This is a genomic window from Serratia sp. LSHTC3 (assembly GCF_057197125.1).
Window position 1 is genome coordinate 235273 of record NZ_JBXUNP010000006.1, and the last position, 23833, is coordinate 259105.

At 61.2% G+C, this 23833-nt stretch carries 23 protein-coding genes and 1 pseudogene; 13 read left to right on the forward strand and 11 right to left on the reverse strand.

The features are described from left to right. Positions 1–51: 51 nt before the first annotated feature. Entirely contained in the window at positions 52–522 is a 471-nt protein-coding gene (locus AC2CGI_RS20980) for a thioesterase family protein (protein ID WP_033631494.1), read from the reverse strand. A gap of 203 nt (positions 523–725) precedes the next feature. Here AC2CGI_RS20980 and pldA point away from each other — a divergent pair, with 203 nt between their 5' ends. Genes pldA through rhtC form a run of 3 tightly spaced genes read left to right on the forward strand, consistent with a single transcriptional unit; the run spans position 726 to position 4113 of the window. After that, a complete protein-coding gene (pldA, locus tag AC2CGI_RS20985) occupies positions 726–1604 on the forward strand; it encodes a phospholipase A (protein WP_004934270.1) in 879 nt (292 codons plus the stop codon). A 43-nt stretch (positions 1605–1647) separates the two neighbouring features. Then, positions 1648–3480: an ATP-dependent DNA helicase RecQ gene (recQ, locus tag AC2CGI_RS20990; RefSeq protein WP_076741142.1), complete on the forward strand. Its 1833-nt coding sequence runs from the start codon at positions 1648–1650 to the stop codon at positions 3478–3480. Positions 3481–3492: 12 nt separating this feature from the next. Next, a complete protein-coding gene (gene rhtC, locus AC2CGI_RS20995; RefSeq protein WP_004934276.1) occupies positions 3493–4113 on the forward strand; it encodes a threonine export protein RhtC in 621 nt (206 codons plus the stop codon). A 48-nt stretch (positions 4114–4161) separates the two neighbouring features. On the opposite strand, the gene rhtB is transcribed toward rhtC, so the two are convergent. After that, on the reverse strand, positions 4162–4782 hold the full coding sequence (rhtB, locus tag AC2CGI_RS21000) for a homoserine/homoserine lactone efflux protein (protein ID WP_004934282.1): 621 nt from the start codon (positions 4780–4782) through the stop codon (positions 4162–4164). A 147-nt stretch (positions 4783–4929) separates the two neighbouring features. Between rhtB and pldB the strand changes: the two genes are divergently transcribed. Next, entirely contained in the window at positions 4930–5973 is a 1044-nt protein-coding gene (pldB, locus tag AC2CGI_RS21005; protein WP_015376271.1) for a lysophospholipase L2, read from the forward strand. Positions 5974–5977: 4 nt separating this feature from the next. Beyond that, complete coding sequence (gene yigL, locus AC2CGI_RS21010; protein ID WP_004934290.1) at positions 5978–6775, forward strand: sugar/pyridoxal phosphate phosphatase YigL; 798 nt, start codon at positions 5978–5980, stop codon at positions 6773–6775. Positions 6776–6818: 43 nt separating this feature from the next. On the opposite strand, the gene glpQ is transcribed toward yigL, so the two are convergent. Together glpQ and glpT are read right to left on the reverse strand one after the other, a co-directional pair. After that, the gene (gene glpQ / locus AC2CGI_RS21015) at positions 6819–7898 is read right to left on the reverse strand and encodes a glycerophosphodiester phosphodiesterase (protein WP_004934292.1); all 1080 of its coding nucleotides are present in this window, start codon (positions 7896–7898) and stop codon (positions 6819–6821) included. 82 nt (positions 7899–7980) lie between these two features. Continuing rightward, complete coding sequence (glpT, locus tag AC2CGI_RS21020; RefSeq protein WP_015376273.1) at positions 7981–9333, reverse strand: glycerol-3-phosphate transporter; 1353 nt, start codon at positions 9331–9333, stop codon at positions 7981–7983. A gap of 364 nt (positions 9334–9697) precedes the next feature. Between glpT and glpA the strand changes: the two genes are divergently transcribed. The 3 genes from glpA to glpC are packed head-to-tail and all read left to right on the forward strand — an operon-like array spanning position 9698 to position 13801. Then, complete coding sequence (gene glpA / locus AC2CGI_RS21025) at positions 9698–11347, forward strand: anaerobic glycerol-3-phosphate dehydrogenase subunit A (protein WP_076741141.1); 1650 nt, start codon at positions 9698–9700, stop codon at positions 11345–11347. Then, positions 11337–12605 carry a glycerol-3-phosphate dehydrogenase subunit GlpB gene (gene glpB, locus AC2CGI_RS21030; RefSeq protein ID WP_076741140.1) on the forward strand — a complete coding sequence of 423 codons (1269 nt, stop codon included), beginning with the start codon at positions 11337–11339 and terminating at the stop codon, positions 12603–12605. Before glpA ends, glpB begins: the two co-directional genes overlap by 11 nt. Continuing rightward, positions 12602–13801 (forward strand): anaerobic glycerol-3-phosphate dehydrogenase subunit GlpC, encoded by a 1200-nt coding sequence (gene glpC / locus AC2CGI_RS21035; RefSeq protein WP_076741139.1) that lies wholly within the window; start codon positions 12602–12604, stop codon positions 13799–13801. The genes glpB and glpC overlap by 4 nt, the downstream gene beginning before the upstream one ends. 34 nt (positions 13802–13835) lie before the next feature. Here glpC and AC2CGI_RS21040 read toward each other — a convergent pair whose 3' ends face one another. From AC2CGI_RS21040 to AC2CGI_RS21050, 3 genes are all read right to left on the reverse strand, one after another. After that, the gene (locus AC2CGI_RS21040; protein ID WP_076741138.1) at positions 13836–14399 is read right to left on the reverse strand and encodes a DcrB family lipoprotein; all 564 of its coding nucleotides are present in this window, start codon (positions 14397–14399) and stop codon (positions 13836–13838) included. Positions 14400–14479: 80 nt separating this feature from the next. Next, a complete protein-coding gene (locus tag AC2CGI_RS21045; protein ID WP_075684842.1) occupies positions 14480–14914 on the reverse strand; it encodes a GNAT family N-acetyltransferase in 435 nt (144 codons plus the stop codon). Between the two features lie 41 nt (positions 14915–14955). After that, on the reverse strand, positions 14956–15615 hold the full coding sequence (locus tag AC2CGI_RS21050; RefSeq protein ID WP_004934310.1) for a 7-cyano-7-deazaguanine/7-aminomethyl-7-deazaguanine transporter: 660 nt from the start codon (positions 15613–15615) through the stop codon (positions 14956–14958). Between the two features lie 220 nt (positions 15616–15835). Here AC2CGI_RS21050 and tusA point away from each other — a divergent pair, with 220 nt between their 5' ends. Then, on the forward strand, positions 15836–16081 hold the full coding sequence (gene tusA, locus AC2CGI_RS21055) for a sulfurtransferase TusA (RefSeq protein WP_004934314.1): 246 nt from the start codon (positions 15836–15838) through the stop codon (positions 16079–16081). Between the two features lie 80 nt (positions 16082–16161). Here the strand turns inward: tusA and AC2CGI_RS21060 are convergent, their stop codons facing one another. Beyond that, positions 16162–18480 (reverse strand): zinc/cadmium/mercury/lead-transporting ATPase, encoded by a 2319-nt coding sequence (locus AC2CGI_RS21060; protein WP_076741137.1) that lies wholly within the window; start codon positions 18478–18480, stop codon positions 16162–16164. Between the two features lie 683 nt (positions 18481–19163). Between AC2CGI_RS21060 and AC2CGI_RS21065 the strand changes: the two genes are divergently transcribed. Continuing rightward, on the forward strand, positions 19164–20627 hold the full coding sequence (locus AC2CGI_RS21065) for a serralysin family metalloprotease (RefSeq protein ID WP_021504810.1): 1464 nt from the start codon (positions 19164–19166) through the stop codon (positions 20625–20627). Positions 20628–20682: 55 nt separating this feature from the next. After that, positions 20683–21060 (forward strand): AprI/Inh family metalloprotease inhibitor, encoded by a 378-nt coding sequence (locus tag AC2CGI_RS21070; RefSeq protein ID WP_015376281.1) that lies wholly within the window; start codon positions 20683–20685, stop codon positions 21058–21060. A gap of 40 nt (positions 21061–21100) precedes the next feature. Here the strand turns inward: AC2CGI_RS21070 and AC2CGI_RS21075 are convergent, their stop codons facing one another. Then, the gene (locus tag AC2CGI_RS21075; RefSeq protein ID WP_015376282.1) at positions 21101–21727 is read right to left on the reverse strand and encodes a lysoplasmalogenase; all 627 of its coding nucleotides are present in this window, start codon (positions 21725–21727) and stop codon (positions 21101–21103) included. Positions 21728–21887: 160 nt separating this feature from the next. Here AC2CGI_RS21075 and AC2CGI_RS21080 point away from each other — a divergent pair, with 160 nt between their 5' ends. Continuing rightward, a complete protein-coding gene (locus AC2CGI_RS21080; RefSeq protein WP_484593967.1) occupies positions 21888–22238 on the forward strand; it encodes a DUF2500 domain-containing protein in 351 nt (116 codons plus the stop codon). A 9-nt stretch (positions 22239–22247) separates the two neighbouring features. Here AC2CGI_RS21080 and AC2CGI_RS21085 read toward each other — a convergent pair whose 3' ends face one another. Together AC2CGI_RS21085 and rsmD are read right to left on the reverse strand one after the other, a co-directional pair. After that, positions 22248–22520 (reverse strand): DUF1145 family protein, encoded by a 273-nt coding sequence (locus AC2CGI_RS21085; RefSeq protein WP_004934327.1) that lies wholly within the window; start codon positions 22518–22520, stop codon positions 22248–22250. Next, on the reverse strand, positions 22510–23130 hold the full coding sequence (rsmD, locus tag AC2CGI_RS21090) for a 16S rRNA (guanine(966)-N(2))-methyltransferase (protein WP_015376284.1): 621 nt from the start codon (positions 23128–23130) through the stop codon (positions 22510–22512). Before rsmD ends, AC2CGI_RS21085 begins: the two co-directional genes overlap by 11 nt. 242 nt (positions 23131–23372) lie before the next feature. On the opposite strand from rsmD, the pseudogene AC2CGI_RS21095 reads away from it, so the two are divergent. After that, positions 23373–23833 (forward strand): annotated as a pseudogene (locus AC2CGI_RS21095) (signal recognition particle-docking protein FtsY); the annotation flags it as partial.

Consider the following 23833-nt stretch of genomic DNA (forward strand, 5'->3'; position numbering starts at 1 on the left):
GGGAACGTAAGATGCGGTGAGTGTACTGAAGTCGCTCACCGCACACAATCATCAGCCGACCAGATAGGTGGCGGTAGCGGTGGCGATATGCAGGCCGTCGTGGTTATGCAGTTCTACGCGCGCGACGGCGACCTTGTTGCCGCTGCGCAGCACGCTGGCGGAGGCGACGAAGTGTTCGCCGCGGCCGGGGCGCAGATAGTCGACGCGCAGATCGATGGTGCCCATACGCGACAGTTTGGCGGCGATCTCTTCTTCGATCAGCGGCTCCAGGCGCGTCAGCACGCCGCCGGCGCAAGCCAGCCCGGCGGCGACGTCGAGCACCGCGGCGATCACGCCGCCGTGCAGAATTTCCTGCGCGGCGTTGCCCACCAGCTTGCGCTGGTTGGTAAAGCTCAGCTCGACGTAGTCATCGTCGAAGCGGCGCAGCTCCAGGCCAAGCTCGCGGTTGAACGGCATGTGGTAGACAAAGATTTCGCCGATCTTGCGGCGGGCGGCTTCCAGGGTCAGAGCAGTGGTCGACATAGCGGGGTTCCGTTTTTCTTTTGCGTTTTAAGGGAGCTAACTGGTCAGTCCAGGTTAATGGAATGTTGATTTTATGCTTAACCTTTGTTGCTTTCCAGACTATTCCAATAAAACCGGACCGCGCTGCGGTAAATCCTCCTTTGTGTGTAAAATGGCCTGATTTTTTCCGGGCTTGCCCTTTTTCGTTGGAGTAAGGAGAGGTTATGCGCATTTTGTCAGGGATCGTTTCCGCCACGCTGCTGATGCCGGCGCTGGCATTGGCTGAGGAAGCCAAAGAGCAGCAGATTCACGATAAGCCGGCGGTGCGCGGCAGCATTATCGCCAACCTGCTGCAGGAGCACGATAATCCATTCACGCTGTATCCTTACGATCCCAATTACCTGCTGTACACCGACACCAGCGATATCAACAAAGAAGCCATCAAGACGTACAACTGGGCCGACAAGGCGCGCAAGGACGAGGTGAAATACCAGCTTAGCCTGGCGTTTCCGCTGTGGCGGGGCATTGCCGGCGACAACTCGGTGCTCGGCGCGTCTTATACTCAGCGCTCCTGGTGGCAATTGTCCAACCGCGGCGAGTCTTCGCCGTTCCGCGAGACCAACTACGAGCCGCAGCTGTTCGTGGGGTGGGCGACCGATTACCGCTTTGCCGGCTGGACGCTGCGCGATGTTGAAATCGGCGTTAACCATCAGTCTAACGGCCGCTCGGATCCGACGTCGCGCAGCTGGAATCGCGGCTATGCGCGGCTGATGGCGCAAAATGGCAACTGGCAGGTGGATCTCAAGCCCTGGTTCCGCTTCTCGGAGAGCTCGAGCAACGACGACAACCCGGACATCACCAAATACATGGGATACTACCGGTTGAAGGTCGGTTACGCCTGGGGCGACAGCGTGTTCAGCGTCGACAGCCACTACAACTGGAACAGCGGCTACGGCGGCGCGGAACTGGGCTGGAGTTACCCGATCACCCGCAACGTGCGTTTCTATACCCAGGTGTTCAGCGGCTACGGCGAATCGCTGATCGACTACAACTTCCGGCAGACACGGGTGGGCGTTGGTGTCATGCTGAACGATATTATGTAATCATACCCGATGGGTGTGTACCGATGAAAAAATGGGGAAGTGTGTGTCAACCGCAGCAGTGATTAACAGAGAGTTGCTGGCCGAGCAGGTATTGCGCGATACCTTCGGCTACCAGCAATTCCGCCCGGGCCAACAAACGATTATCAACGCCGCGATCGGCGGGCAGGATTGCCTGGTGGTGATGCCGACCGGCGGCGGCAAGTCGTTGTGCTACCAAATCCCGGCGCTGGTGATGGACGGCCTGACCCTGGTGGTTTCCCCGCTGATCTCGCTGATGAAGGACCAGGTCGATCAGCTGTTGGCCTACGGCGTTTCCGCCGCCTGCTACAACTCGACGCAAACCCGCGAGGAGCAGCTGGACGTCATGGCCGGCTGCCGCAACGGCACCATCAAGATGCTGTACATCGCGCCGGAGCGGCTGATGATGGAAAGCTTCCTCAGCCTGCTCGATCACTGTCCGCCGGCGATGCTGGCGGTGGATGAGGCGCACTGCATCTCCCAATGGGGCCACGATTTCCGGCCGGAATATCGCGCGCTGGGTCAGCTGAAACAGCGCTTCCCGTCGATGCCGGTGATCGCGTTGACCGCCACCGCCGACGAGGCCACCCGCGGCGATATCGTGCGCCTGCTGTCGCTGCAGGATCCGCTGGTGCAGGTCAGCAGCTTCGACCGGCCGAACATCCGCTACACGCTGGTGGAAAAATTCAAACCGCTCGATCAGCTGTGGCGCTTCGTGCAGGATCAGCGCGGCAAGAGCGGCATTATCTATTGCAACAGCCGCGCCAAGGTGGAAGACACCGCTGCGCGCCTGCAAAGCCGCGGGCTGAGCGTCGGCGCTTATCACGCCGGGCTGGACAACGATCGCCGCGCCCAGGTGCAGGAAGCGTTCCAGCGTGACGATCTGCAGGTGGTGGTGGCCACCGTCGCCTTCGGCATGGGCATCAACAAACCCAACGTGCGTTTCGTGGTGCATTTCGACATCCCGCGCAATATCGAATCCTATTATCAGGAGACCGGCCGCGCCGGGCGCGACGGCCTGCCGGCCGAAGCCATCCTGCTGTACGATCCGGCCGATATGGCCTGGCTGCGCCGCTGCCTGGAGGAGAAACCCGCCGGGCAACAGCTGGACATCGAGCGCCACAAGCTGAACGCCATGGGGGCGTTCGCCGAGGCGCAAACCTGCCGCCGCCTGGTGCTGCTCAACTACTTTGGCGAAGGCAAGCACGAGAACTGCGGCAACTGCGATATCTGCCTCGATCCGCCCAAGCGCTACGACGGGCTGGAGGACGCGCGCAAGGCGCTGTCCTGCGTGTATCGCGTCGGCCAGCGCTTTGGCCTCGGGTACATCGTGGAAGTGCTGCGCGGCGCCAACAACCAGCGTATTCGCGAATATGGCCACGACAAGCTGCCGGTGTACGGCATCGGCCGCGATCAGACCACCGAACACTGGACCAGCGTGCTGCGTCAGCTGATCCACCTGGGTTTTATCACCCAGAACATCGCCATGCACTCGGCGCTGCAATTGACCGAGGCGGCGCGCCCGGTGTTGCGCGGCGAGGTGGCGCTGCAGCTGGCGGTGCCGCGCATTCAGAGCCTGAAGTCGCGCAGCAGCGCCAACCAGAAATCCTACGGCGGCAATTACGATCGCAAGCTGTTCGCCAAGCTGCGCAAACTGCGCAAGTCGATCGCCGACGAAGAAAACATTCCTCCCTACGTGGTGTTCAACGACGCCACGCTGCTGGAAATGGCCGAACAGATGCCGATCAAGGCCGGCGATCTGCTGAGCGTCAACGGCGTCGGCCAGCGCAAACTGGAGCGTTTCGGCGCGCCCTTTATGGCGATGATCCGCGACCATCTCGACAATGACGAAGACTGAGGGCGATAAATCATGCTAATGCTGTTTCTCACCGTGGCGCTGGTGCATCTGATTGCGCTGATGAGCCCGGGGCCGGACTTCTTTTTTGTGTCGCAAACCGCCGCCAGCCGTTCGCGCCGCGAGGCGATGATGGGCGTGGTCGGCATTTCGCTCGGCATCGTGGTGTGGGCCGGCGTGGCGTTGATGGGGCTGCACCTGATCCTGCAGAAGATGGCCTGGCTGCATCAGATCATCATGGTCGGCGGCGGGATGTACCTGTGCTGGATGGGGTGGCAACTGCTGCGTTCCGCGCGGGCGCAGCAAGCGCAGCCGGCAGCGGAGGCCCAGGTGGCGTTGCCCAAGGCCGGGCGCAGCTTTATTCGCGGCTTCCTGACCAATCTGTCCAACCCGAAAGCGGTGATCTATTTCGGCAGCGTGTTCTCGCTGTTCGTCGGCGACAGCGTTGGCGCCGGAGCGCGCTGGGGGCTGTTCTTGCTGATCGTCGCCGAGACCTTTGTCTGGTTCAGCCTGGTGGCGGTGGTGTTCGCGCTGCCGGCGATGCGCCGCGGCTATCAGCGGTTGGCCAAGTGGATAGACGGGGTGGCGGGCGTGCTGTTTACCGGCTTCGGATTACACCTGATCTTTACCCGCTGACCGGCAGTGAAATGCCCAAGGCCGAGCAGCGATGCCCGGCCTTTTTTGTCAGGCTTTGCGGGCAGTCGCCAGCAGCCCCGCCACCAGAATGAACAGCGAACCGAACAGTCGGTTGAGCAACTGCATCTGGCGCGGCGTTCTCAGCCAGCCGGCGATGCGCGTCGCCAAAGTGGCGTAACCGATCATCACCAGAATATCCACCACCACGGTGGTGACGCCGAGCACCAGATACTGCTCGGCCTGCGGCTGATTGGGCAAGATGAACTGCGGGAACAGCGCGGCGAGAAACACGATGCTTTTCGGGTTGGTCAGGTTGACCAGCACCGCGCGGCGGAACAGACGGCGGCGCGGCATGCTGCCCGCCAGCGCATGCAGATCCAGCGCGCCGGCGGCGCGCCACTGCTGGATGCCGAGCCACACCAGGTAGGCGGCGCCCAACCATTTCAACAGTTCGAACGCCAGCAGCGATTGCGATATCAGCGCGCCGAGACCGATGCCCACCAGCACGATGTGCGCGCTCAGCCCGACCTGCAGCCCGGCTATCGAGGCGGCGGCGCCGCGATAGCCGTGGCTGATGCCGGTGCTCATGGTATTGATGGCGCCTGAGCCGGGGGAAAGGCTCAGGATAAGCGTGGTCAGCAGATAGGTTAACCACCAGTCCAAGGTCATGGTGCTTCGGCTCCCTGAAAGTGTCGTTTTGTGCCACAATGCGCCGAGGCGGCGCTGTTTTTGTCAGAATTGAATCACAATACGCTAGTATGATTTCTTGTGCCAGCGGTCACATTTTCCGCCGGCCCCACAGGGAAAACGCTCTCGATGACCTCGTTCACTCTCAGCTCCGATGACTGGTTAACGCGTGAAACGCAGTTCGCTGCCTTCGCCACCGGGCCGCTGCTGGATTTCTGGCGGCAGCGCGAAGAAGGCGAATTCAGCGGCGTGGACGGCGTGCCGATCCGCTTTGTGCGCTTCAGTTCTGCGCGGCATCAGCGAGTGGTGGTGGTCAGCCCCGGCCGCATCGAAAGCTACGTGAAATACCCTGAGGTGGCCTACGATCTGTTCCACTGCGGCTACGACGTGGTGATCGTCGATCATCGCGGCCAGGGGCGTTCCGGGCGTTTACTGGCGGATACGCACCGCGGTCATGTGGTAAACTTCGCCGACTACGTGGACGATTTCGAACAGCTGTGGCTGCGCGAGGTCGAATCGCACGGTTATCGGCAGCGCTTCGCGCTGGCGCATTCGATGGGCGGCGCGATCCTGGCGCAGTTCCTGCAGCGCCGGCCGCAGGCGTTCGACGCGGCGGCGTTTTGCGCGCCGATGTTCGGCATCCGGTTGCCGATGCCGGGTTGGCTGGCCGATCGCATTCTCGACTGGGCGGAGACCCGCCCGGCGATCCGCGACTATTACGCGGTGGGCACCGGCCAGTGGCGTCCGTTGCCCTATGTGGTCAACGTGTTGACCCATAGCCGCGAGCGTTACCGGCGCAGCCTGCGTTATTATGCCGATTACCCCGAGCTGCAGGTGGGCGGGCCGACCTACCATTGGGTGCGGGAGAGCATCCGCGCCGGCCGGCAGATTATCGCGCAGGCCGGGAAGATCACCACGCCGCTGTTGCTTTTGCAGGCCGGTGAAGAACGGGTAGTCGACAACCGTTCGCACCAGGCTTTTTGTCAGGCTCTGTCAGACGCGGGGCGCCCTTGCGAAGGGGGGCTCCCGTGGGTTATCAACGGCGCACGCCATGAGATCCTGTTCGAGCGGGACGCGCTGCGCGCCGAAGCACTGAACGCAATTCTGCGCTTCTTTGCTCAACACTTAGGCGGCGCGCTGCCGCCGACAACTCCATCAGAGGTTAGAACATAACGCTATGTATCACGTCGTCGCTTCCGATTTAGATGGCACGCTGCTGTCTCCCGACCATACCCTGTCGCCGTACGCTAAAGAAACGCTGAAGTTGCTGACTCAGCGCGGCGTGCATTTCGTGTTCGCCACCGGCCGCCACCATATCGACGTGGCGCAGATCCGCGACAGCCTGGAGATCAGCGCCTTTATGATCACTTCCAACGGCGCACGGGTGCACAACACCGCCGGCGAACTGATTTTCAGCCACAACCTGGACGGGGATATCGCCCGCGATCTGTACGGCATGCTGCACGACGATCCGGATATCACCACCAACGTCTACCGTAACGACGATTGGTTTACCAACCGCGAAAGCCCGGAGCAGGAAGAGTTCTTCCAGGAGTCGGTGTTCAAATATCAGCTGTTTGAGCCGGGCCTGCTGGAAACCGACGGCGTCTGCAAGGTTTACTTCACCTGTGAAGATCACGAGCGGTTGCTGCAGGTGGAAGACGCCATCAACGCGCGCTGGGGCGATCGGGTCAACGTCAGCTTCTCGTTCCCTACCTGCCTGGAAGTGATGGCGGGCGGCGTGTCGAAAGGGCATGCGCTGGAAGAAGTGGCCAAGATCATTGGCTATACGCTGCAAGAGTGCATCGCCTTCGGCGACGGCATGAACGATCTGGAGATGTTGTCGATGGCCGGCAAGGGCTGCATCATGCGCGACGCGCATCAGCGCCTGAAGGACATGCTGCCGGAGCTGGAAGTGATCGGCTCCAACGTCGATAACGCGGTGCCGCACTACCTGCGCAAGATGTTCCTCTGAAATAACCATTAAATAATAAGGGCGCCTCGCGGCGCCCTTGGCATTACTTGTGCTGGCCCTGCTTCTGCAGGAACTGCACGCCCTTGTCCGGGAAGTCGGTGAACACGCCGTCGACGCCGGCCTGGTTGTAAATCACGTCATACAGCTGGTTCACGTCGGTCACGTACTTCGGCAGCGCATCGGCGCGGATGGTGAACGGATGCACCGCCAGCTTGCTGGCGTGCGCTTCTTTCACCATGTCGGTCAGCACGATGTGGCCCGGCTTGGATTTTTCCGCCACCACCAGCATGTGGTAGTCCGGCCCGATGCCGTCGGCATACTGAGCGATTTTCTTCATCGCGCCCGGTTTGAACATCCAGTCGTAGTCGTATTCCACCCACTTGCCGTCGGCTTTCTGCTCGTAGGTTTCCTGCCAGTCGTTGTAGGCGATCAGCTGCACCAGCTTCAGATCCATGCCCAGCTTCGGCTCCAGCTCGTTCTTGATGCGCTTGAGCTCGTTGGCGTCGAAGCACTGCAGGTAGACGTTGTCGTTTTTGCCGGTGTAGCCGTACTGCTTGAGCACCGCCAGCACTTTACTGGAGATGTCTTTGCCTTCCTGTTTGTGGAACCACGGCGCCTTGATTTCAGGGTAGATGCCGATGTTCTTGCCGGTCGAATGGTTCAGACCCTGCACGAACTCGATCTCTTCCTGGAAGGTGTGCACGCGGAAGTCGGATTTGCCCATCGGGAAGCGGCCAGGGTAGCCCTGCACCTTCTTGCCGTTTTCGATTTCAAAGCCTTCGGTGAACTTCAGCGATTTGATCTCCGCCAGCGTAAAGTCGATGGCGTAATAACGGCCGTCTTTACGCGCGCGGTCCGGGAAGCGTTCGGCGACGTCGGTGACGCGATCGAGGTAATGGTCGTGCAGCACCACCAGCTCGTTGTCCTTGGTCATCACCAGATCTTGTTCGAGATAATCGGCGCCCTGCGCGTAGGCCATCGCCTTCGCCGGCAGGGTGTGTTCCGGCAGGTAGCCGCTGGCGCCGCGGTGGGCGATGACCACTTTGTCCGCCGCCTGCGCGGCGCTGACCATCGAGGTGGCGAGAATGATCCCTGTCAGCAGGGCTTTGACTTGAGTCCGCATTCCGTTTTCTCCGTGTTGTTGGGGGCAGGGTAGTAAAAAGGCCGCAGGGCGGCCTTTAAATCATGCAAAAGTCGTGTGACGCTTAACCGCGCTTGGCGGCGATTTCCGCGTGGTGTTTCTTCTCGTTCAGCATGGTCAGCAGCAGCAGGATGACCGCTGCGATGCTGCCGCCGATCATCACCATGAAGCCGCCGTCCCAACCGAAGAAGTCCACGGTGTAACCGACGATGGCGCTGGCCGCGACCGAGCCGCCCAGGTAGCCGAACAGGCCGGTGAAGCCCGCGGCGGTGCCGGCGGCTTTCTTCGGCGCCAGCTCCAGCGCGTGCAGGCCGATCAGCATCACCGGGCCGTAGATCAGGAAGCCGATGACCAGCATACAGATCATGTCCACGGTCGGGTTACCGGCCGGGTTCATCCAGAACACCACGGTGGCGATGGTCACCAGCGTCATGAAGAACACGCCGGTGGCGCCGCGGTTGCCTTTGAACACTTTGTCCGACATCCAGCCGCACAGCAGAGTGCCCGGGATACCGGCGTATTCATACAGGAAGTAGGCCCAGGAAGACTTGTCCAGCGCGAAGTGCTTCACTTCTTTCAGGTAGGTCGGCGACCAGTCCAGAATGCCGTAACGCAGCAGGTAGACGAACACGTTGGCGACCGCGATGTACCACAGCAGCTTGTTCGGCAGGATGTACTGCATGAAGATCTGCTTGGCGGTCAGCTCTTCTTCGTCTTTTTCGCTGTAGTCGTCCGGATAGTCGTTTTTGTACTCTTCAATCGGCGGCAGGCCGCAGGATTGCGGGGTGTCGCGCATCAGGGCGAAGGCGATCAGGGCCACCAGGATGGCGCCGAAGGCCGGCATGTACAGCGCCGCGTGCCAGTCGTTGAACCAGGCCATACCCAGCAGGAACAGCAGCGGCGGCAGGCCGCCACCCACGTTGTGGGCGCAGTTCCAGATGGAAACGATGCCGCCGCGTTCTTTCTGCGACCACCAGTGCACCATGGTACGGCCGCACGGCGGCCAACCCATGCCCTGGAACCAGCCGCACAGGAACAGCAGAACGAACATCACCGCGATGCTGGAGGTGGCCCACGGCACGAAGCCCATGAACAACATCACCGCCGCCGCCAGGATCAGGCCGGCAGGCAGGAACACTCGCGGGTTGGAACGGTCGGAGACCGAACCCATGATGAATTTGGAGAAGCCGTAGGCGATGGAGATGCCCGACAGCGCGAAGCCGAGGTCGCCGCGGCTGAAGCCTTGTTCGATCAGGTAAGGCATGGCCAGGGTGAAGTTCTTACGCACCAGATAGTAAGCGGCGTAACCGAAGAAGATCCCCAGGAAAATTTGCCAGCGCAGCTTACGGTAGAGCGGGTCTACCTTATCGCTCGGCACACGGGCGATGTGTGCGGCCGGCTTAAAAATACTCAACATGAGCGCCTCCGATGGCTTTATCTGTTATCACATCAATATGACCTTTTACGTTCATTTGATGATTGAGCGGATATCGAATGTGGTGTTTTTGTGTTCCATAACGAGCGCCATTGTCGACAAATACGCCTGGTGTCGCTGTGACGAATGGCGCAATTGTTACACTTTCATGAAACCACGGCGGATTTTGAGCGATTCGTTAACGTTATGAAATAGAAAAACGTCCAAAAATCGTGATTATGATCACATTGATGGTTTTTTGTGGACATTTTTATTTCGTTTTATGTTCGTTCTTGTTCCTTATCAAACAAAGACCCTAATAACCGTGGCTCAATAGGCTCATAACTACCGATCCTGAGGGAGCGACATGAGCAGCTATTTTGACGGCGGCGAAACGGATGTGATCATCATCGGCGGCGGCGCCACCGGCGCAGGCATTGCCCGCGATTGTGCGCGGCGCGGCTTGCGCTGCATTTTGCTGGAGCGTCACGACATCGCCACCGGCGCCACCGGCCGCAACCACGGCTTGCTGCACAGCGGCGCGCGCTATGCGGTGACCGACGGCGAGTCGGCGCGCGAGTGCATCGAAGAGAACCGCATCCTGAAACGCATCGCGCATCACTGTATCGAGCGCACCGATGGGCTGTTCATCACCCTGCCGCAGGACTCGCTGGAGTATCAGCAACAGTTTATCGCCGCCTGTCGCCAGGCCGACATCGACGCCGAAGCGATCGAACCGCAGCTGGCGCTGCGGCTGGAGCCGGCGGCTAATCCGGCGCTGATTGGCGCGGTGAGGGTGCCGGACGGCACCGTCGATCCTTTCCGGCTGACCGCCGCCAACATGCTGGATGCGCGCGAACACGGCGCGCAGATCCTGACTTACCACCAGGTGGTCGGATTGTTGCGCAGTGGCGACCGGGTGACGGGCGTGCGCGTTTACGACCATCAGAATCAGCGGCGCTATGAGCTGCACGCACCGGTGGTGGTCAACGCCGCCGGCATCTGGGGCCAGCAGATCGCCGAATACGCCGATTTGCGTATCCGCATGTTCCCGGCCAAGGGAGCGCTGCTGATCCTCGGTCACCGCATCAACAACATGGTGATCAACCGTTGCCGCAAACCGGCGGACGCCGACATCCTGGTGCCGGGCGACACCATCTCGCTGATCGGCACCACCTCGACCCATATCGACTACGACCAAATTGACAACATGCTGGTGACCCCGCAGGAGGTGGACATTCTGATCCGCGAGGGGGCGCTGCTGGCGCCCACCCTGGCGCAGACCCGCATTCTGCGCGCCTATGCCGGGGTGCGGCCGCTGGTGGCCAGCGACGACGATCCCAGCGGGCGCAATGTCAGCCGCGGCATCGTGCTGCTCGATCACGCCGCCCGCGACGGGCTGGAAGGGTTTATCACCATCACCGGCGGCAAGCTGATGACCTATCGTCTGATGGCGGAGTGGGCCACCGACAAGGTGTGCGAAAAGCTCGGGGTAAACCGCCCGTGCACCACCGCGCAGGACGCGTTGCCCGGATCCCGTCAGTCGGCGGAGGAAACGGTGCGCAGCGTGGTTTCTCTGCCCGCCAGCATTCGCGGCTCGGCGATTTACCGGCACGGCGATCGCGCCAGCCAGGTGCCGGCGGCCGATCGGCTCGACACCAGCCTGGTGTGCGAGTGCGAGGCGGTGACCGCCGGGGAAGTGCGCTATGCGGTCAATTCGCTGACCGTCAATAACCTGGTGGATCTGCGCCGCCGCACCCGCGTCGGCATGGGCACCTGCCAGGGTGAACTCTGCGCCTGCCGCGCCGCCGGGCTGCTGACGCGCTTCAAGGTCAGCACGCCGCAGCAATCTATCGCGCAGCTGTCGCAGTTCCTCAACGAACGCTGGAAAGGCGTGCGGCCGATCGCCTGGGGCGATGCGCTGCGCGAGAGCGAATTTACCAGTTGGGTTTACCAAGGGTTATGCGGGCTTGAGGCCCAGGCAGACAAAGAGCAGGAGGCGGATGATGCGATTTGACGTAGTGGTGATTGGCGGCGGCCTGGCGGGCCTGAGCTGCGCCATTGCCGTGGCCGAACAGGGCAAACGCTGTGCGGTGGTCAGTTCCGGCCAGAGCGCGCTCTACTTCTCCTCCGGCTCGCTCGATCTGCTGGCGAGATTGCCGGACGGCACGCCGGTCGAGATGCCGCTGGCGGCGCTGCCGCAGCTGGCGCAACAGGCGCCGCAGCATCCGTATTCTCTGATTGGCCCCGGCCGGGTGGCGGCGCTGTCCGCCGCCGCGCAGCGGCTGCTGGAACGCTGCGGGCTGAATCTGCAGGGCGAGGGGGGGAACAACCATCTGCGCATCACGCCGCTCGGCACGCGTCGCGCTACCTGGCTCAGCCCGCAGGCGATCCCGACGCTGCCGCTGACCGGCCAACTGCCCTGGCGGCGCATTGCGGTGATCGGCATCGAAGGGTTCCTCGACTTCCAACCGCAGATGGCCGCCGACTCTCTGAGCCGCGAGCTCGGCGTAGAGGCGGATGTGGCCTATCTGCACATGCCGGCGCTGGACAGATTGCGCAATAACCCCAGCGAGTTCCGCGCGGTGAACATTGCCCGGGTGCTGGATTTGATGGAAAGCCTGCCGCCGATGGCCGAAGAGCTGCGGCGGCTGGCGGGCGAGGCCGAGGCGCTCTTCCTGCCGGCCTGTCTGGGCCTGGAGGACGACGCGTCGCTGGCGGTGTTGCAGGATGCGGTCGGCAAGCCGGTCCGACTGCTGCCGACGTTGCCGCCTTCGGTGCCCGGCATGCGCTTGCACCAGGCGTTGCGGCGGCGTTTCCAACAGCTGGGCGGCGTTTTCATGCCGGGCGACAGCGTGCTGCGCGCCGAGTGTGAAGCCGGCCGCGTCACCGGCCTGTATACCCGCAACCACGGCGATATTCCGCTGCGGGCGCAGCAGGTGGTGCTGGCCAGCGGCAGCTTCTTCAGCAACGGGCTGGTGGCGGATTTCGATGAAGTGCGTGAGCCGATCTTCGGGCTGGACGTACACAGCCGGGCGGATCGCGCCGACTGGAGCCGACGCGAGCTGTTCGCGCCGCAGCCTTACCTGCAGTTCGGCGTGCGTACCGACGGCAGGCTGCGGGCGATGAAGCAGGGAGTGCCGTTCGACAATCTGTATGCCATCGGTGCGGTCGCCGGCGGTTACGATCCGCTGCAGCAGGGCTGCGGCGCCGGCGTGTCATTGATCGGTGCGCTGCACGTTGCGCAGCAGATTGCCGCGGAGGAGAACGCATGAGCCTGCATCAGGATCACAGCTTTGAAAGCTGCATCAAATGTACCGTCTGCACCACCTACTGCCCGGTCGCCAAAGTGAACCCGCTCTACCCGGGGCCGAAACAGGCGGGGCCGGACGGCGAGCGGCTGCGGCTGAAAGACCCGACGCTGTACGACGAGGCGCTGAAATATTGCACCAACTGCAAGCGTTGTGAAGTGGCCTGCCCGTCCGATGTCAAAATCGGCGACATCATTCAGCGCGCCCGCGCCGACTTTGCCCAGAGCAAGCCGACGCTGCGTGACGCCATCCTCAGCCACACCGATATCATGGGATCGCTGTCGACGCCGTTCGCGCCGATCGTCAACGCCGCCACCGGGCTGAAACCGGTGCGCAAGCTGCTGGACAAGGCGCTGAAGATCGATCACCGTCGTGAACTGCCGAAATACTCGTTCGGCACCTTCCGCCGCTGGTACCGGCAACAGGCGCAGGCGCAGCAGCGTTACGCCGAGCAGGTGGCGTTCTTCCACGGCTGCTTCGTCAACTATAACCACCCGCAGCTGGGCAAGGATTTGGTCCGGGTGTTCAACGCGCTGGATATCGGCGTGCAGCTGCTGAAACGCGAGAAATGCTGCGGCGTGCCGCTGATCGCCAACGGGTTTATCGAGCAGGCCAAAAAGCAGGCCAGGGTCAATGCCGAATCGCTGCATGAAACGGTGCTGGAGCGCGGCATTCCGGTGGTGGCCACTTCGTCGAGCTGCACCTTCACCCTGCGTGACGAATACCCTCATCTGCTGGACGTGGACACCACTCCGGTGCGCGATCGGGTGGAGCTGGCGACGCGCTATCTCTATCGTCTGATCAATCAGGGGCGCAGCCTGCCGCTCAAGCGCACGCCGCTGCGGGTGGCTTATCACACGCCTTGCCATATGGAGAAGATGGGCTGGACCGCCTACACCCTGGAGCTGCTGCGGCAGATACCGGGGCTGGAGCTGGTGGTGCTGGATTCGCAGTGCTGCGGCATCGCCGGCACCTACGGGTTCAAATCGGAGAACTACGCCACGTCGCAGGGTATCGGCGCGCCGCTGTTCCGGCAGATAGAAGAGAGCGGGGTGGATCTGGTGGTGACCGACTGCGAGACCTGCAAATGGCAGATAGAAATGTCCACCAGCAAACGCTGCGAACATCCGATCACCCTGCTGGCGCAGGCGCTGGCATAAAGCGAAAGGGCCGGCAAGCCGGCCCTTTGTGGGATTACTGCTTCAGCTTCAGGGTGGAGATGATGCCTTCGGCTTCGGTCTGCGCCTGCTGCTGATTGTCCGCCGGCAGCGTTACCTGAATGGTCAGCATGTTGTTGTTCAGCGAGCCGATCAGGACGGAAGAATAGGCTTTCTCGCCGCCGCTGGTGATGATGCTGTCCAGCTGACGCAGCGGCACACCGTTGACGTCGAGCGCTTTGTTGGTGATCACCTGCAGGTTGGCGTCACGCGCGCGTTGGGTATTCTCCAGGCGCTTGGCCAGGGTCTCCAGGCTGTCGGCGGTCTTGTCACCCAGGATCACAATCACCGCGCGCTGGCCGGTGCTGTCTGCGTAAACATGCATGTTGTTGGCCTGGTTGCCCAGCTTGCCGCTCTGATCCGCCATGCCGACCGGCAGGGTGAACGCCAGTTTACCGTCCAGCAGGCTCACCTGCTGCCCGGCCGGCACGCTGGCCGCCGTGCCGTCCGTTGCCGCCTTGGTGTCTTTGGTTTCGCCGTCGCAGGCCGCGAGGCCAAGCGCCAGCAGGCTGATACCCATCAATTTCGCTACTTTACGCATCGGGCTTCCTTCTTCCTTTCCGGTAGGGATTCACTGTCGTATCGCAACCTATTCCAGGTTGAAATGCAAGGCAGATGTTGTCACAAGTTTTTTTCCAGTAATAGCCGATAATCAGCCACTTCGCCTTTCTTTTCCAGCTGAACAATCTGATAGTGGTGGGCGATCAGCATCGTCAGCATGGCGCGGAACCGGTTACGGGTTTTGACCGCCAGTTGGCGATAGCCCTGCGCCCGCGCCCAGCGTTCCTGTTCAGCTAACAAGGCCTGTGCCACGCCGTGGCGACGAAATGCCGGCAGCACGCCGCCCAGCCAGCTGTAAAACACCGTTTCCTGCCGTTGATAACCGAGTTTGAAACCGGCCGGTTGCCCGGCTATCTCGGCGATCAACAGGCTGGCGGGGGCGGTGCCGATGCGCCGCTGCAGATCGGCCAGGCTATGCAGGCCGCCGAATTCGGGGATGCGTTGGTAAAGGCGGTGGATGTCTTCAAGCGTGGCGGTGCGGACGATTGGGGTCATGAGCGGCCTCCAAAGGATAGGGCCGCCCAGAATAACACGACTCAGCCCGGCTGCAGGCCGCCGCTGCGCGCCGCGATGCGTTTGAGCAGCATGTTCAGCAACACGCCGTACATCGGCAGGAAGAACAGCAGGCAGATCATCACCTTGAAGCTGTAATCCACCAGCGCGATCTCCACCCAGTTGTTGGCCATGAAGGGATCGCTGCTCTTATAAAAGGCGATGAAGAAGAACGCCAGCGTATCGCTGATGTTGCCGAGGAACATCGCCGCCGCCGGCGCCACCCACCAGGCGCTGCGTTGACGCAGGCGGTTGAAGACGTGTACGTCGAGGATCTGGCCGAGCACATAGGCCATAAAGCTGGCGACGGCGATGCGCGCCACGAACAGGTTAAAACTGTTCAGCGCCGCAAAGCCCTGCCATTCTCCCTGATAGGTGACGGTGGAGATCACATAAGAGATGAACAGCGCCGGCACCATCACCGCCAGGATGATGCGCCGCGCCAGCGGCGCGCCGAAGATGCGCACGGTCAGATCGGTCGCCAGGAAGATAAACGGGAAAGTAAAGGCGCCCCAGGTGGTATGGAAGCCGAAAACGGTGATCGGCAGCTGCACCAGGTAGTTGCTGGAGGTAATGATGGCGATATGAAACAGCGAAAGCCAGACCAACGCGGTAAAGCGCTGCTGTGCGGTAAACGAATACATGTTGTAGCCTTTTTAGCAGTGGGGTGAGGGAACCCAGTGTGTCTTGTCAAAACAGCAAAAAACGCTGCGCGGCGGCATGATACGCGTTTGCGCAACCAATGCAATGGTTAAATTTAACGCAAACGTTAACGCATCTTGCGCAGAAAAACTACCGGCGTAAACTAGGCGCTAATGAGATGCGGCGAGCGTTCGCCGATCGTTTTTGAACGAGAAAAATTGCATGACTGACTTATTTGCCCAGGCAGACCAGACGCTCGACGCGCTGGGGCTGCGCTGTCCGGAACCGGTGATGATGGTGCGCAAAACCGTGCGCCATATGGACAACGGCGAAACGCTGCTGATTATCGCCGACGATCCGGCCACCACCCGCGATATCCCGGGGTTCTGCCGCTTTATGGAGCATACGCTGGTGGCGCAGGAGACCGAACAGGTGCCATACCGTTATCTGTTACGTAAAGGCGTCTAACGGCGGCGCGGCCGAGTTAAACGTTCCCTCCCCCAAATGACAACGGGCGCGGTATGCCGCGCCCGTGTTTGTTTCAGAGCTTAGCTGCGCTTTCTCAATAGCCGCAGCGCGTTGGCGGTGACCAGCGCGGTGGCGCCGGAGTCAGCCAGTACCGCCAGCCACAAACCGGTCAGCCCCAGCAGGCTGGTGATCAGGAAGACCCCCTTCAACCCCAGCGCGATGGTGATGTTTTGCCGGATATTGGCGTGGGTGGCGCGCGAGATGCGGATCATTTCCGCGACGCCCAGCAGCCGGTTGTGGGTCAGGGCGGCGTCGGCGGTTTCCAATGCCACGTCGGTGCCGCTGCCCATGGCGATGCCGATGCTGGAGGCTTTCATCGCCGGGGCGTCGTTGATGCCGTCGCCGATCATCGCCGTTGGGCGCAGTTCGCTCAGCTCGGTGACCGCTTTGACCTTATCTTCCGGCAGCAGACCGGCGCGATAGTCGAGGCCCAGTTCGCCGGCGATCGCCGCGGCGGCGCGCGGGTTGTCGCCGGTCAGCATCACGCCGCGAATGCCCAGCGCGTTCAGTTCGGCTATCGCCTGTTTGGCGTCGCCGCGCAGCGTATCGCGCAGCGCCAGCAAGCCGATAGGCGCGCCGTCTTCCAGCACCACCACCGCCGTTTTGCCGGCGTTTTCCAGCTTGTCTACCTGGCTCTGCCATTGGGTGCCGAGCAGGCCCGGCGCCAGCTTGCCCGGCGCGCTGATCAGCACGGTCTTGCCGTCCACGAGCCCTTCCACGCCGACGCCGGCCAGCGCGCGGCGCGCCTGCGCCAGCGGCAACTCAGCCCCGCTTGCGGCGGCGCGGTTGATGATCGCCTGCGCCAGCGGGTGATGTGAACCGGCTTCCACCGCGGCGGCAAGCTGCAGCAGCCGTTGTTCGGTGAGCGCACCGATAGGCAGCACGTCGGTGACCGTCGGCTTGCCTTCGGTCAGGGTGCCGGTCTTATCGAAGGCGATGGTTTGGATCTGGCCCAGTTGCTCCAGCGCCGCGCCGCCTTTAATCAGCGCGCCGCGCCGCGTGGCGGCCGCCAGTCCGGATGTGATGGCCGCCGGCGTTGAGATCACCAGCGCACATGGGCAGCCGATCAGCAGCAGCGTCAGGCCGCGATAGATCCAGGTATCCCACGGCTGCGAGAACAGCAACGGTGGCACCAGGATCACCGCGACGGCCAGCAGCATAATGGCCGGGGTGTAATAGCGGCTGAAGCGATCGAGGAAGCGTTCGATCGGCGCGCGGCGCTCCTCGGCCTCTTCAATCAGCTGCAGGATGCGGTCGATGGCGTTTTTGCCGGGCTCGGATATCACCTTCATCTGCGCCGCCTGATCGACGGACAGGCTGCCGGCGGCCACTTTCTCCCCCTGTTGGCGCTCGACCGGCACCGATTCACCGGTCAGGGCGCTTTCATCGAAGCTGGCGAACGGATTGAGCAGCTCGGCGTCGGCCGGCAGGCGCCCACCGGGCGCGATTTCAATCACGTCGCCGGGGCGCAGGTTGGCGACCGGCACGCGTTTGCGTTCCGTGCCTTGCAGCAGCAGCGCATCTTCCGGCACCAGCTCCATCAGCGCCTTCACCCCGCGCCGTGCGCGGTTGGCGGCGTAGGATTCCAGCAGTTCGCCGACCATAAACAGCAGCAGCACCATCGCCGCTTCGGCGGTGGCGCCGATGAACAGCGCGCCGATGGCCGCCACGCTCATCAGCGTTTCGATGGCAAACGGCGTGCCGGAACGAATCAAACGCAGCGCCTTGGCGGCGACCGGCGCCAACCCGACCAGCGTGGTGGCGATAAAGGCGATGCGGCCCAGCTCCGGGTTAACCCGATCCAGCACCCAACTGACCACCATCAGGGTGGTTAACAGCAGCAGCGGCGCGAATTCGCCGAAGCGTGAGGTTTTCGGCGCGGCGGCTTTGGCGGTCTGAGCGCCGAGCAGGGTAAAGCCGGCCTGGGCGACCGCATCCTGGATCCGCAGGCTGATGTCGGACTGCGCGTCGACCACCAGTTTCTCGGTGGCGAACAACACGCGCGCGCTGTCGACGCCGGGGAGTGCGGTGACGGCATTTTCGATTTTCTTGGCGCAGCTGGGGCAGTCCATGCCGGTGACTTTCCAGCTGAAACGTTGGCTGCCGGAAGGGGGAGCGGCGGCCAGCCTGTCGCTTTCCTCGTCCGGATCGTCGGGCGCGGCGGTGCAGCAGCCGCTATCGCCATGATCGTGATGATGGTGGGCGTGTTCGGCCTGTGCGGTGGCGTTTTTCGGTTCGCTGCTGCAGCCGTGCTGAGTTTTGCTGTGGCTGTGGTTGCAGCCGCATCCGCCTTCGGCGTGGTGATGTTCCTGATGATTATGGTTTTGCTGATTGTGCATAACGTCCCCCTGCGGGCTGTTAAACGGGTTTGCTCAACTGACTCTACACCCTGGAGTCCACTCCAGAGTCAAGCGCCGGATGAGAATTATTGCTAACGGCGTTCAAGCGTAGAAAGGGGGGTATTCATTCAATAATGAATAATGCGGATTTTAATCTATCGGCTTTTCTTATCCCCTATTGGGGCGAAAAGGCTCGCTGCCGTTAGTTTAAATAAGAAAATAATATTCCTATAGAAACTAAAAAATCGCCCGACCTAATAATAAAGAGTTATTAATCTATAACGCTTTAGCGAAATTTACCTTTTCCCCTGAGTAAAGCCAGCATGATTCGCTTGAGTCTGCAGGCCGCATTGCTATTGAAGTTTGGTGCCAACTTATCCTCATCAAGTTTCATTTGCTTTGTAAAGAACTCTAAAAAGCAGCATAACAAACTTTCGTTGCGATAATAAATGGTTGATTATTTTATGTGCAGTTTTGCGACCCTGCCTATAATTGGAATCGATTACCATTTTTAATGGTGATCTTATTTGCTGATATATATGCATTAATTCTACCTAACACACTGCCGGTAACGGCGCATAAGCCCCTTCCAGCAAGCTTAAGGTTTATTAACCGTGGCTTACGGGGAGGTTATGTCTATCTGTCTGATTGATATCAATCAGGTAATGAGTGGAATCGAACCAATGCAATCTACTAAAAAGGCAATTGAAATTACTGAATCCAGCCTTGCGGCCGCGGCAACCGGCTACGATGCTGTAGATGACCTGCTGCATTATCATGAGCGGGGTAACGGGATTCAGATTAATGGCAAGGATTCATTTTCTAACGAGCAAGCTGGGTTGTTTATTACCCGCGAGAACCAAACCTGGAACGGTTACAAGGTATTTGGCCAGCCGGTCAAATTAACCTTCTCCTTCCCGGACTATAAGTTCTCTTCCACCAACGTCGCCGGCGATACCGGGCTGAGCAAGTTCAGCGCGGAACAGCAGCAGCAGGCTAAGCTGTCGCTGCAGTCCTGGGCCGACGTCGCCAATATCACCTTCACCGAAGTGGCGGCCGGTCAAAAGGCCAATATCACCTTCGGCAATTACAGCCAGGATCGTCCCGGCCACTATGATTATGGTACCCAGGCCTACGCCTTCCTGCCGAACACCATTTGGCAGGGCCAGGATTTGGGTGGCCAGACCTGGTACAACGTCAACCAATCCAACGTGAAGCATCCGGCGACCGAAGACTACGGCCGCCAGACGTTCACCCATGAGATTGGCCATGCGCTGGGCCTGAGCCACCCGGGCGACTACAACGCCGGTGAGGGCAACCCGACCTATAACGACGTCACCTATGCGGAAGATACCCGCCAGTTCAGCCTGATGAGCTACTGGAGTGAAACCAACACCGGTGGCGACAACGGCGGTCACTATGCCGCGGCTCCGCTGCTGGATGACATTGCCGCCATTCAGCATCTGTATGGCGCCAACCTGTCGACCCGCACCGGCGACACCGTGTACGGCTTTAACTCCAATACCGGTCGTGACTTCCTCAGCACCACCAGCAATTCGCAGAAAGTGATCTTTGCAGCCTGGGATGCGGGTGGCAACGATACCTTCGACTTCTCCGGTTATACCGCTAACCAGCGCATCAACCTGAATGAGAAATCGTTCTCCGACGTGGGCGGCCTGAAGGGCAACGTCTCGATCGCCGCCGGTGTGACCATTGAGAACGCCATTGGCGGTTCCGGCAACGACGTGATCGTCGGCAACGCGGCCAACAACGTGCTGAAAGGCGGCGCGGGTAACGACGTGCTGTTCGGCGGCGGCGGGGCGGATGAACTGTGGGGCGGTGCCGGCAAAGACATCTTTGTGTTCTCTGCCGCCAGCGATTCCGCACCGGGTGCTTCCGACTGGATCCGCGACTTCCAGAAAGGGATCGACAAGATCGACCTGTCGTTCTTCAATAAAGAAGCGAATAGCAGTGATTTCATCCACTTCGTCGATCACTTCAGCGGCACGGCCGGTGAGGCGCTGCTGAGCTACAACGCGTCCAGCAACGTGACCGATTTGTCGGTGAACATCGGCGGGCATCAGGCGCCGGACTTCTTGGTGAAAATCGTCGGCCAGGTAGACGTCGCCACGGACTTTATCGTGTAACACAGCAACGGAACGCCCGGCGCAGTCTCGGCCGGGCGTGATGCAGGAGCCCGGTATGAAAGGTACTTTAACGCGCGCCGCTTTGGCGGCGGGTGGCATGATGGTGACGAGTGCGGTGATGGCCGGCAGTTTGGCATTGCCGACCGCGCAGTCGCTGGCGGGGCAATGGCAGGTGGCCGACAGCGAACGGCAATGCCAAATCGAGTTTCTGGCGCATGAACAAAGCGAGACCAACGGCTATCAGCTGGTGGATCGGCAACAGTGTTTGCAGAGCGTGTTTGCGGCGGAAGTCGTGGGCTGGCGCCCGGCTCCGGACGGCATCGCCCTGCTGCGGGCGGATGGCAGCACGCTGGCGTTCTTCTCGCGCGACGGCGATCTGTACCGCAATCAGCTGGGTGCGGATGATGCTCTGACGTTGAAAGCGCTGGCTTGATGAAGAAACGGGTTCGGCGCGCCGAACCCGCGGTAGGTCTCTACAGGTAGAGCGAACGCACGATCAGGAAGTGGCCGGAGAAGTAACAGAAAGCCACGATGGCGTCCGCCGCGCGGAAGGTGAAGCGGTAGCGGTTGAGCAGCCAAACCACGTTGGCCAGCAGCAGCAGCGAGGTGCCGGTCAGCAGCGAGAAGCCGAAATCGGTGCTGCGCAGGAAATATTGTTCGCCCGCCAGCCAGACCATCAGCAGCGTCATCGCCACGTAGGTAACGATCGGCCAGCGCATCTCTTCCAGCCGGGTCCAGACGGTGGCCAGCAGCAGTGCGCCGATCGCCAGCAGCGCCAGCGGCAGCGGCCAGAACAGGCTGAACGTCATCTGGCTGGCGAAACTCAGGGTGTACAGCAGGTGGGACAGGAAAAAGGCGCCGATGGCATACAGCACCCGTTCGCGCGGCAACAGGAGCAATGCGTCGCCGATCAGCGTCGCCAGCAGGCCGAGTACGATCAGATAACCCGCAGCGCTGAGCACCGGCGCCTGCCAGGCCAACAGCAACAGCAGCAGCAGCGTGACGGGTTTGAACACCCAGCGCTGCCAGCGCGGCCCACGGTAAGAGGCGTCGACGAACAGCCAACCGGAAAAGAATACGGCAAGGAACGGCCAACTCATTAATGTCTTCCTTATGTATGAGGGAGCCGCAACAACCGGCTCCAAACTGTCACCAATGTCACTTCTTCATTTCAGTGTAGGTAGCCTGCCGGCGATCGACAATGCTTTCTTGAGAATGCTATGTTTACGCTGATTTAGCCGCGAAGGAAATGGGAAACCGATGAGTAAGCCACCGTTATTTTTTGTCGCCGTGATTGCGCTGATCGCCGTGCTGGCCACGCAACGCTACTTCAAGCAGCGGCAGCAGGAGGCGGAAAACGATCGCGCGCCGATGCGCAGTCTGCAGGTGACGGTGAGCGACAAACGCGCGGTGCCGGTCACCAAGACCCGCGCGCCGCAGCGCGAGCCGTTGGTCAATGAACCGATGAATTACGAGGTGGTGTTCAGCCCGGTACAGGGAGGTGAAGACATCCAGCTGCGGCTGAAGCAATGGCAGTACAACCCGATAGAAAAGGGCGCGCAGGGCACGTTGAACATGCAGGGCACGCGCTTCGTCTCGTTCACCGCTTAGCCGTAGCGGTCACTTCTTCTTGATGGGCGGCTGTTTCTTTTGCCAGGCCAGCAGCTCGAACACGCCAAAGATAAAGATCTTGGCCTCTTGCCAGTAGCTGATCGGCTGATCCTTCGGCTGGGTGGATTTCAACAGCACCAGCTGCAGGCCGTGCATCACCACCATAAAGAACAGCGCCACGTCGATGAAATACTTCAGCGGCTTGGGAAACGGATGGAACAGGTTAGAGAGCAGGAAGCCCCACACGCACAGCATCAGCAGGCGGCCCAGATTAATCAACATGGTCGGTTTTCTCTTGCGAACGAATATAAAGGCGATAGGCCACCTGGCCGGCGACCTTCTCCCGGTGCAGTTGCCAGCTGGCAGGCACGTCCGCCGCGGCGCTTTCCGCCTCGGCTTCTACATAGATCCAGGCCTCGTCGGCCAGCCAGCCGCGTTGCTCCAGCAACAGGGCGGTCTCCGCCAGTAGGCCTTTGCGAAACGGCGGATCGAGGAACACCACGTCGAACGGTTGGCCATCGCCCGCCAGCCAGCTCAGCGCGTTGGTGTTGATAACCACCCCTTTGCCCTGCAGCAGCGCCAGATTTTTTTCCAGCTGCTGCGCCACCGGCCGTTCGAATTCGAGCAGCGTGGCGCTGCCGGCATAGCGCGACAGCGCTTCCAGCCCCAATGCGCCGCTGCCGGCGAAACAGTCGAGGCAGCGCGCGCCCTGAATCACCGGCGCCAGCCAGTTGAACAGGGTTTCGCGTACCCGATCGGTGGTGGGGCGCAGCCCCGGGCTGTTCGGCACCGGGAGTTTGCGACCGCGCCATTGGCCGCCGATGATGCGGATCTGTCCGGCTGCGGCCTGGGGCGGTTTTTTGGCCGCCGCCCGTGGCGAGAGTCTTGTCATAAGCGTTGTTTGGTTTCTTTCGCGGCGCGGGGCCGCCGAGGTTAACGAAAAGTTGTCCCTATTCTACCGGTGACGGGCGTCGGGGGGAACGGTAAAACGTTGTTGTCTGATTTCACGCCGGAAAGCATGCCGGATGCGTGTTGCTGGGCGAGGGAAAGTGATAGACTCGGCGGATTATTGTCAGCATATATCCTTCAGGTATGGAGGGTAAGCGAGCCTTCGGTACGGAGTAGAGTCATAACATGGCAAAAGATAAGAAACGTGGGTTTTTCTCCTGGCTGGGGTTTGGCCAGAAGGAGAAGGAAGAAGATCAACAGCAACCTGAGCCGTCGGTAGAGCAGGCGGAACCTCAGGCCGCGGAGACGCCGGCTGAACCGGTCACCGCCAAGCTGGACGACAAGCTCCCCGCCCAGGAATCTGAACCTGCCGCCTCCGTCGACACCCCGGGAGAGTGGGATAACGGTCAGGCCGGCGAGCAAATCGCGGAAAATCTGCCGGCAGCGGCCGAGCATCCGGCGGCGCAAGCGCTGGCCGAAGAGATCGTCAGCGTCACCGAACAGGTGGCGGCGCAGCAGCAACCTGTTACCGAACCCGAGCCGGTCGTCGAACCCGAGCCAGTCATCGAACCTGAGCCGGTCGTCGAACCCGAGCCGGTCGTTGAGCCTGAGCCGGTCGTTGAGCCTGAGCCGGTCGTTGAGCCTGA